The following is an 8,772-nucleotide window of genomic DNA, read 5'->3' on the forward strand; positions in this document are numbered from 1 at the left end:
TGCCTCTTTTCTTTACTGGTACGGTTTACCCGCGTGAGCGCCGCCGCGCCTTGCCTCGTCCGGATGGGTTGGACCTTGTGAATTTCGATACGACACCGCGTTCGGATTCGGGCGCTTCGGTTTGCGAAACGACAAGAACCACTGGAACCGACGCAGGCAACCTGCCCCCAATAACGGGAATCACTGTCATACAGTTTGCCAATCCCAATGTGTCAAAATGAAGGACAGCATCGAATTTTTCCATGCCAACCAGCGCCAACGCTTGTTGAACGTCTTTGACAGAGGCCATGTTGATTTCTTCTGCGTCCAAAATCGGCAGATCGCTTGTCGCCACGGCCATCAAGTCAAATTTCAGATCGTCTTTGTCGCTCAGCTCTGGCAGTGTCGACAGCCAGTTGGTGTAGAGGTTTGCCCGCACACCGTTGAGCATCAGAGCATCGGTCAGGTTTTCGTCGACAGCCTTCGCCTGAATGACAGATACCGGAATATTGGCCAGCTGATTGCGTTCGCTCAGACCTGAAATCAGGTTGCGTCCCTGATCACTGAGCCAGTTAAACACGGTCGATTGACCCACAACACCTTTGCCGCTGACAATTTGCGCGACAGACACGCTGCCTGACTCGATATCAACGTCAAAGCCGCCAGAGCGCAGTTGAACCAGCAGGTTCTGAATGCTGCTTTGGCCTTCAAAGACTTCGCCTTCTTCTTCGATCTGGGCTGCGTTCAAACCAACTTGCGAGAAGTGGGAAACTTCCATTGAGTCATAGTTGATTGCGACGCTGCTAAGCGCATCGCGCTCTTCGGCACCCGCGCCCCGTTCGCTGAGCGCCAGTTCTTCGGCCTCAAGCGCGGCTTTGTTTGCGTCCTCAAGCGAAATAACCTCTTCGCCAATCAAGCGCGGCAGATCCACGAAGAACTCAGACCCGGTGCCCTCTTCGGAGGCAAAGAAGATCCGGCCATTGTGACCTTCGGTGATCGCCTTGGCGACCGCAAGGCCAAGGCCCGTGCCACCCGCAGCCCGCGTGTCGCCCATATCGGCCTGTGTGAACTTGTCAAAGATGGTGCCGCGCGCTGACGTCGGAACACCGCAGCCAAAGTCACGCACAGACACCCGCAGGCGGCCGCGATGGACAAGCAGAGACACGATGACTTCGCTGGAATCGTCGGAAAACTTGACCGCGTTGTCCACGACGTTCTCCAACATCTGAACCAGACGCGTCCGCTCACCCATGGTGAACATGCCGTCTTCGTCTTCTTGCAGGTTAAAGCGCACGGCAACCGCGCGTTTTTCGCCTTTGATTTTGTTGGCTTCGACCACCTCTTCCACGACTTCCGCCATATCGACCTGCTCTAATGCAAACTCCATCGAGCCTTCGGTCATCTTTTCGATGTCGAGCATGTCGTTGATCAGTGTCACCAGCTTGTCGCAGTTGTTTGAGGCCATCGAGACCATTTTGTTCATCTGCTCTGGCATCTCGCCAATCGCGCCGGACAGCGCCAGACCAAGCGCCCCTTTCATAGAGGTCAAAGGCGTCCGCAGCTCGTGGCTGACTGTGGCGACAAAGTCGTTCTTTGCCTTCTCAGCCACTTTGCGTGCGGTGATATCGCGATACATCGAAATAAAGCGCGGCTCGTCGTTTTCGGGCTCGACGTATTCCAAGCTGATCTCGAACGGGGTGCCGTTGTTCGCCGTGACTTCCCACGTCATGCGTCGCTGCGGACCTTCTTGCAGCGCCTGACACCGCATCTGTAGGCTGCGCATGTCGTCATCCGTGATGAAATGCGAGACTTTGCGTTCCCGCCATGTATCAATATTGGCGCGACGTCCGACAAACATCTCTTCGGCGGCTTTGTTGCAATACAGCAGGTCATAGTTTTCCGGACGGAAGACGATCACCTGATCCTCGATCAGTTCAAGCGAGTCGTTAAAGGTTGCCTCGGAAATACCCTTGCGTGTTTGGGTCATGTCCGTCGCAACGACCGCGATCTCGCTCAATTCTTCCTCGGCACCGGACACCGGAATAATGGTACATTGCGCCCAAGCAATTGACCCGTCAGCCTTATAGACCTTCATCGGGCCATCCCAAGGCTGCCCTGCCCGCATCGAAGACATAACATCGTTTTGCAGCGTCATCTGCTCGTGTTCGGGCAGGATATCCATCAGCTGCGTGCCCACCAGTTCCTCGGCAACTCTCTCGGTTGTGTCGCAGAAATTCGGGTTGGCATGGGTGATCCGGCCGCGCGTATCCATCATCAAGAACACGGTGTGTTCCTCGACCGCGCTGCGATAGAATACTTTAGATCTGATTTCAGAATTCAGAACGTTCTTGTTGATTTCGACCAGCATCATGTTGCGACGCAGTTGGAGGACCAAGAAGACCAGCGACGCAAGAATCGCGCCGACACAGGCCAGAATAAAGAAGCGGTAGTTCTGATAAATTCGGCCAGCAGCCTGCATCAGATAGTTTTCATAAGGCCGCACGCGCAGCGAAATCAAAAGGTCATGCACCGCCTGATAATTATGTGGCGCCTGCCAGACCGAGCCGGCCGCGGCGAGGGATTCCGGGGACTCGGGTTCTACATTCAGCAAGACATTGATGACATGGGCCAAAATGGTCTCGTCCACATTGGGAAGCGCCGCCAAAAGCCATTCAGGATACAGCTCGGTGGACGACATGAATGGATAGCCTTGATGCAGGATCGGCTCCAGTGGTGCAAAGTCGTCGATGTCGACAACACCCTGTCGGTCAAGCGCTTCCAGCACACCTGCACGCACAACACCGGCATCCACTAGGCCGGTCTGAACTGCGTAAACCACTTCGCGCTCGTTGCCGTCCGCAAAGATCAATTCGCTGAATGTCCGATCAGGTTCCAGCCTGCGACGACGGAACTCTTGTTCCGCAAGCCACCAGCCGGAAAAGTCATCCTGGCCAACGGCCATCACCCGGCGACCGCGCAGTTGCGACAGCGCACGATAGGGGCTGTCTTGGTTGGTGAAAATAACCGAACCGATCTCGCCATAGGTACGATCATCCCAGATACGCGCCCGGGACAACACGGCACGCGCGCCATATTCTACTTCGGCCGATACAAAGAAAGCCGGGTTGCTGAGAATGAAGTCTAGTTCGCCGTTCTCGACGGCGCGCCGCATCGACGGCAACGTGTGCGGCTTTAGAACAAACCGCACTGGAATTTCGACGATGTCGGCTTCGCGGTTCAACAAATCGACTGTCGGACGCCAAGCTTCGATCGCGCGCGTCACGCCTTCGGTTGTCAAAACACCCAAATTCAAAACACGCCGTTCAACCAGATCAGATTGACCCGTGAACACAGGCTGCTGGTTTTGCGCCAATGCCAAAGGCGCAGTCAGCAGCCAGAAAGCTGTGCATATCAGAATGATTAGAAAGTGCCGGTGTCCTGAGGCTTCAAGCCTTGGGATCACGGTTGCTCTATGCGGCCCCATCCAAACTTTGCTCCATCTCATCCATCAGCGTGTTGAGGAGCTCGTCGACAAAGTCGGTGTTGAGGGGGCGTGGTCCCGCGATCAAGGAATCTATGTGCTGCTCAAGCTGAGCTGCCAGTGCGCCCATGCGGGGGAACCCCACACTGCCGCAAATTCCGTGAAGCTTGTGTGCTTCGGCCCGAATATCCAAGCAAGCAGATTCTTCTGTCTCTGGATTTTCCAAACGTTCCAGGAGCGTGCAAAACTCTTCGATCCGCCCGTCAATCGAGCTGATGAAGCGTTCGCGAATTTTTGCCAAACCGGCCTGTAAGATGGCCGACTTGTCGACCTCTGTACCTTGCATCATGGCACTGCTCTCATCCAACATTTTACCTCAACGCTCTTCTGGCGCTGATTATTTATTATGAGTCTTTCTTATCACGAAATGACGTCTAACTGTGAAAAAAACGGCCTGTTTTCTTAAAGGGCCGTTAAAGAAACAGCGATTTATGTCACTTTTTCGCGGATTGAGGCGGGTGACCACAGACCGCAAGCCTATCGCGATATGTGGTCAAAGTATCAACTAATGTGGATTTAGGCTGCGAAGGCGGCGCGCCCTGCCCCACCAGCTTCCTTCAATTTGTCCACCGCGCGATCGAGGAATCTCAGGTCGCCACGCTTCTCAAACAACTTCGGAGACGCGGCGTCGCCAATGATCGATGTGAAGCCGGTTTGCACTTCTTCGCAATAGACCAGATCCGGATCATTCAGCATCATGACGAACTCATCATGCATGGCATCTGCCGAAGGAAGTTTTGCTTTCGCGCCGACACATACAAAGGTGCCACCGCCTAGATAGCTCAGGAAGGCCTGCGCCCCGACCAGGCAGTCGGAAATCACTTCGGCGATATCGGTGACGACGTAGGTAAATTCTTCGGTGCTGGAGCCCGCGTGCACAGACTCAAGCTCTGGGATTTGCAGTGCAAAGGCCGCCATTGCGAATTGCTTCTGCTCAAGCATCAGCATGACATAGTTGTCCAAGGCTGCGCTCTTCACGACGCCGCGGACATCTTTGATTGTCACGGGATCGCGGAACGCGGCTTTGGGTGCTGCGGCTGCGGCCGGCGCTGCCGCCTGCGCTGTTGCTGCCTTGCGTGCTTCCTGCTGAAGACGATCCGCGAGACGAATGCGGGTCATCAATTCAGTGGTGTCAAAAGGCTTGGTAACATAGTCGGTCGCGCCCGCCATGAACGCGCGATCAACGTATTCTTTGTTGTTCATCGCCGTGATCATGATCACCGGTGCGTTTTTATACTGCTCCATCTGGCGCACTTGCTGACAAAGCTCGGTGCCGTCCATGCCTGGCATCTGAATGTCGAACATGAAGCCGTCAAACGGCTGTGGCGCCGCTGCAATTTTCCGAAGCGCATCTTCGCCGCAATCAGCCATGGTCACATCGGTGTACCCATGTGCTTCCAGAGTGGCACCCAGAATCTCGCGGATCAGTTCGTCATCATCGACGGCCAGAATTTTCATATTCGTCTCCGTTCGCTCACCCACGGGCCCGGTCGCTTCTGCAATGGAATTTGCCTGTAGGACTGCTGTCGTTTGCGACCATTCTATAAAGGAAAATATGGCGCAATTGGGGCGTGCTCGCGGATTTGGAGAAAATAAATCCGGTTTCGTTAACCGGTTATTAACCAGACAGTTTGATCAAATCCCCGACTTTTTGATTTATTTTCAGATACTTGAACGTTCTCTCGGTAAGAAAAGGCAAGAGGTCGATTTCAATCTAAAGTTTACGAATGCCGCGGTTTTTCTCTACCCATTTTCGCGTGAAGCGCCATAACACCATTGTCGCGAATCCGGAGACAGTGCCCTGGCTTTTGTTTCTGATTCGCAACCAATCAGCCGAGATCGTCGAAAAGACCTGGCGACAGATCTTCCCAAAATTCAAATATGGCGGACGCGTTGAAGGCTGAATTCCACCCATGCGCCAGGAACTCTTCGCGGGCGATATCGCTGTCCAGTGAGGTCATGAACAGCCTTTTGTCCGCATCTCGTTGGGTTGGGTTTCTGGCCCCGGCGACATCGGCAATGACCGCGAATTTCCGGCCCCTCAAAGCCCGCTCTGCCAGGCGCTGATCCTGTTCCGCTTCATCTGCCTGAGCCTGCGCGCGCCGCTCTTCTGCGCGCTTTATCGCTTGCTCTGACGGAGGCTCGGGTGCGTCGACGGGTTTAAAGTCGCCTTGAATTGCCGCTGTGAGATAGCCAACCCGCGATTTCACCCCGTCCTGATCTTTGACATAGGCCAGCTTCTCTTGAACGTAATCCGCACCATGTTCTGCGATCCATTGGCGGGCCAGCCGGTCCGATACACCCTGTGACCTCAGCGCCTTATAGACGGGCATATCTCGCAGACCATCACTGTCATCGATCTGGAACATCGCGAGCTGCGGGTTCTCTTTGATCAGAAAGCGAATGTCCGTCACCGCCCTGCCCTTTTTGCGCACTTCTGGCGAAATCTCGATGTCAGAGCTTTTGTTCACCTCTGTAACCGCGGGCTTGATGATCTTGGCGTTCAGATGTTTGTAGCTTTCATAGTAGTTTGACCCATCCACGCCCATCAGTTTGCGAAACGTATCCAACGACCACCACCCCGTGCTGCCAGTGCGTACAAAACGATAGCAGTTTTCATAAAGCGCCAGCCCGTGGCCCGAGCTGAAGTTCCTTTGGATATTGACGTTGATCAGTGCATAGATCTTTGGGTCATGTAATTTTTGCGCCAGTGCCGGAGAATACGCATATTCGCAGACACCGTTCTTTAGTTTGGCGAACGACAGAAGCGAGCTGACGCCCCACTCTTGTTTGCCATCCTCATCCAACATGTCCCATTCTGCGACGGTTTCAGCCAAGGCACGCAAACTGGCCCGCAGGGTATCAAAGTCGTTTGAATTATAGCCAACCATCATGGCCAAAGTGCGCGCATCGATGGAATGGCTTTGTGCCGAGGTCAGCGCATCGTATGCGTTAAGCAAAAGAACATTGGACAGCTTGCGCTGCAGAAGGCTGAGCTTGCCGCTGATATGAATGGCGGCCACGTTTTTTTTGACCGTTTCCCGCCGCAACGCACCGGTGAGCGTGTCGATAGATTTTGGATGTTGGGCCATGTTGCGCGAGAATCCTGTTTGTTGTCGCTTGCCACAAAAGGTACCCAGACGCAAGAAAATGCTGGGTTCCGTTGCAAGATCCCGTAAGTGGGTACCCTTTGACGAATCGGGACTCCACAAGAACGAATCGCGGACTCTGAGAGAGTCGCAGGTGAGTCGCTGAGGGCCAAATCTGCGCCATATATGGGGGGTCATCGCCCAAAAATCGCAATAAATAGGGCTACTGGAGCCGGGTTCCATTCATCCCGTCAATGGGTACCTAAGGCACTGTAGATGGGGTCTTATGATCCCGCCCATGGGTACCAACCATCCTGAATTCAGGTCCCCAAATGAATCTAAACCTATGTTATTGTTATATATATATAAGCCAAAGATTCTAAATATCTTAAACAATTAAACTCTTTGTTGATGTCACAATTGATGGATTTTTTTGGTTTGGAGCCAGATTTCAGGGAATAAATTGGCGCAAGTGCTTCGTTTTAATCGACAAATGGTAGCTCTGGTTTTCTATGTGCGCTATTCTTCCTGATATCGCGACTTTAGCCGCACATTTTATGAGGAAACGATCTTGAGCAAGGCCCCGACACCTGTTGTTCCACCTTATTTGAATTTGGATCCCAAGGCCGCTGCAAAGAAGTTGCCTGATCCTATTGATACCGCGCGATTCGCGAAAGCTGCGGCATTCTGTGCGAAGGGTCGCGAAGATCTTGCCCGTCGGGGCTATGCGCCAGACGGGGCAAAGCGGCTAAGGAAGTTCTCGATTTGGGAGATCACCAAGTATCTTATTCCGGTGGCGCCCGCGCATCTGAGGCGGGTTTTGAAAGGGCATCCTGATCTGCCTCAGGGCGAGGGCGATGGCGGTTCAAAGTGGTTCACTTTGGAAGAGGTTCTTACTCTGCGAAAACACTTCGCGAGTGAGGGCGTGAGCACGAAAGAGTATTTACCCTATCGACCAGAGGGATTGCCCGCGAAAGTCGTCGCCGTTGCGAATTTCAAAGGTGGTGTAGGCAAGACCAGTACGGCAGCACATCTTGCGATGTCAGCGGCACTGGATGGTTACAAGGTTCTGGTTGTGGATTTGGACTCGCAGGGGTCTATGACGTCAATCCTTGGCGGAACCGTACCTGATGAGTGGTCGACAGTTTTTCCGTTGATTGCAAAGGACTATGCGCAGGCTGTTGAGGGTGAGAACGAGGTCCGGCGTGCAGGTGGACAGCCTGAGATTCCGTTGGATGAAACGCTACAAGAAGCTCTGCGTGTGACCTCTGAAGACGTTATTCAGAAAACGCACTGGCCGAATATTGATCTGATAGGCGCGCAACTGAACCTCTATTGGGCCGAATTTCAGATACCGGTCTGGCGGATGGGGTTGCGCAGCTGGCCTTTGTGGGACGGTCTGACCAACTTTCTCGAGAATGAGAAGGTGCTTGAGAACTATGACATCGTGTTTTTGGACACGCCACCTGCCCTTGGTTATCTGACCATCAATGGTCTTGCTGCGGCAGATATTCTGTTGGTTCCGCTTGGGGCTTCGTTTCTGGAATTTGATTCTACGGGACGATTTTTCGACATGCTCTACAGCACGTTCGCGTCGATTGAAGATGGAGAGAATGCTGCGGCGCGGGCGGCAGGTTTGCCGGAGTTGAAGTTTGAGTGGGATGTTGTGCGTGCGATCGTGACGCGGTTTGACGCTAGCCAGCAGACAGATATGGCCAATGTGATTCAGGCATATTTCGGGGACTTTATGAATGCCTATCGGCAGGATTTTACAGCCTTGGTCGGGCAGGCGGGCGAGCAGGTCAATGGCATTTATGAGGCGGATTATCGGGATTTCAATCGCGAGACTTATGTGCGCGGGCGCGAGGCTTTCGACCGCACCTATGCGGAGTTCAAAGAGCTTTTGATCGGCAGCTGGTGGCGCGATCTGAACAGTGAGGAGACTTGATATGGCAAAGCGTCGGCGTTTGGTGGCTCCGGACCAGAGTGAGCTTGAGAAGATCGATCAGAGTTTCGCCGCGAAACCTCCGCTTTCAGGGCCTGGCACACCGCCAATTGCCCAGGTCGCTGCGGAGTCAGCAACGTTGGCAGGGTTATCCGGTGTCGGTGATCGTGTGGCGATGGCGCAGGATTCTTCAGATGCAGCGAAATGGCGGGAATTGG

The 8,772-nt window shown here is 53.8% G+C and carries 5 protein-coding genes and 1 pseudogene; 2 read left to right on the forward strand and 4 right to left on the reverse strand.

Going from position 1 to position 8,772, the window contains the following annotated elements:
* Positions 1-25: 25 nt before the first annotated feature.
* The 4 genes from ACEQWH_RS04560 to ACEQWH_RS04575 all read right to left on the reverse strand — a co-directional run bounded on the left by ACEQWH_RS04560 (position 26) and on the right by ACEQWH_RS04575 (position 6,612).
* Positions 26-3,463 carry a PhnD/SsuA/transferrin family substrate-binding protein gene (locus tag ACEQWH_RS04560; protein ID WP_370228535.1) on the reverse strand — a complete coding sequence of 1,146 codons (3,438 nt, stop codon included), beginning with the start codon at positions 3,461-3,463 and terminating at the stop codon, positions 26-28.
* Positions 3,450-3,809, reverse strand: a complete 360-nt coding sequence (locus ACEQWH_RS04565; protein WP_370228536.1) for an Hpt domain-containing protein — start codon at positions 3,807-3,809, stop codon at positions 3,450-3,452. The genes ACEQWH_RS04560 and ACEQWH_RS04565 overlap by 14 nt, the downstream gene beginning before the upstream one ends.
* A 227-nt stretch (positions 3,810-4,036) precedes the next feature.
* On the reverse strand, positions 4,037-4,978 hold the full coding sequence (locus ACEQWH_RS04570; RefSeq protein WP_370228537.1) for a PleD family two-component system response regulator: 942 nt from the start codon (positions 4,976-4,978) through the stop codon (positions 4,037-4,039).
* Between the two features lie 371 nt (positions 4,979-5,349).
* A complete protein-coding gene (locus tag ACEQWH_RS04575; protein WP_370228538.1) occupies positions 5,350-6,612 on the reverse strand; it encodes a RepB family plasmid replication initiator protein in 1,263 nt (420 codons plus the stop codon).
* A 568-nt stretch (positions 6,613-7,180) separates the two neighbouring features.
* Between ACEQWH_RS04575 and ACEQWH_RS04580 the strand changes: the two genes are divergently transcribed.
* Both ACEQWH_RS04580 and ACEQWH_RS04585 read left to right on the forward strand, forming a co-directional pair.
* The gene (locus ACEQWH_RS04580) at positions 7,181-8,557 is read left to right on the forward strand and encodes an AAA family ATPase (protein ID WP_370228539.1); all 1,377 of its coding nucleotides are present in this window, start codon (positions 7,181-7,183) and stop codon (positions 8,555-8,557) included.
* 1 nt (position 8,558) lies between these two features.
* Positions 8,559-8,772: pseudogene (locus ACEQWH_RS04585) on the forward strand (chromosome partitioning protein ParB); the annotation flags it as partial.

The organism is Cognatishimia sp. (assembly GCF_964229375.1).
In the GTDB taxonomy this organism is placed as follows: domain Bacteria; phylum Pseudomonadota; class Alphaproteobacteria; order Rhodobacterales; family Rhodobacteraceae; genus Cognatishimia.

Coding starts and splice junctions, on each gene's coding strand:
- ACEQWH_RS04560 (WP_370228535.1), bottom strand. CDS start 3,463: ATGGGGCCGCATAGAGCAACCGTGATCCCAAGGCTTGAAGCCTCAGGA.
- ACEQWH_RS04565 (WP_370228536.1), bottom strand. CDS start 3,809: ATGATGCAAGGTACAGAGGTCGACAAGTCGGCCATCTTACAGGCCGGT.
- ACEQWH_RS04570 (WP_370228537.1), bottom strand. CDS start 4,978: ATGAAAATTCTGGCCGTCGATGATGACGAACTGATCCGCGAGATTCTG.
- ACEQWH_RS04575 (WP_370228538.1), bottom strand. CDS start 6,612: ATGGCCCAACATCCAAAATCTATCGACACGCTCACCGGTGCGTTGCGG.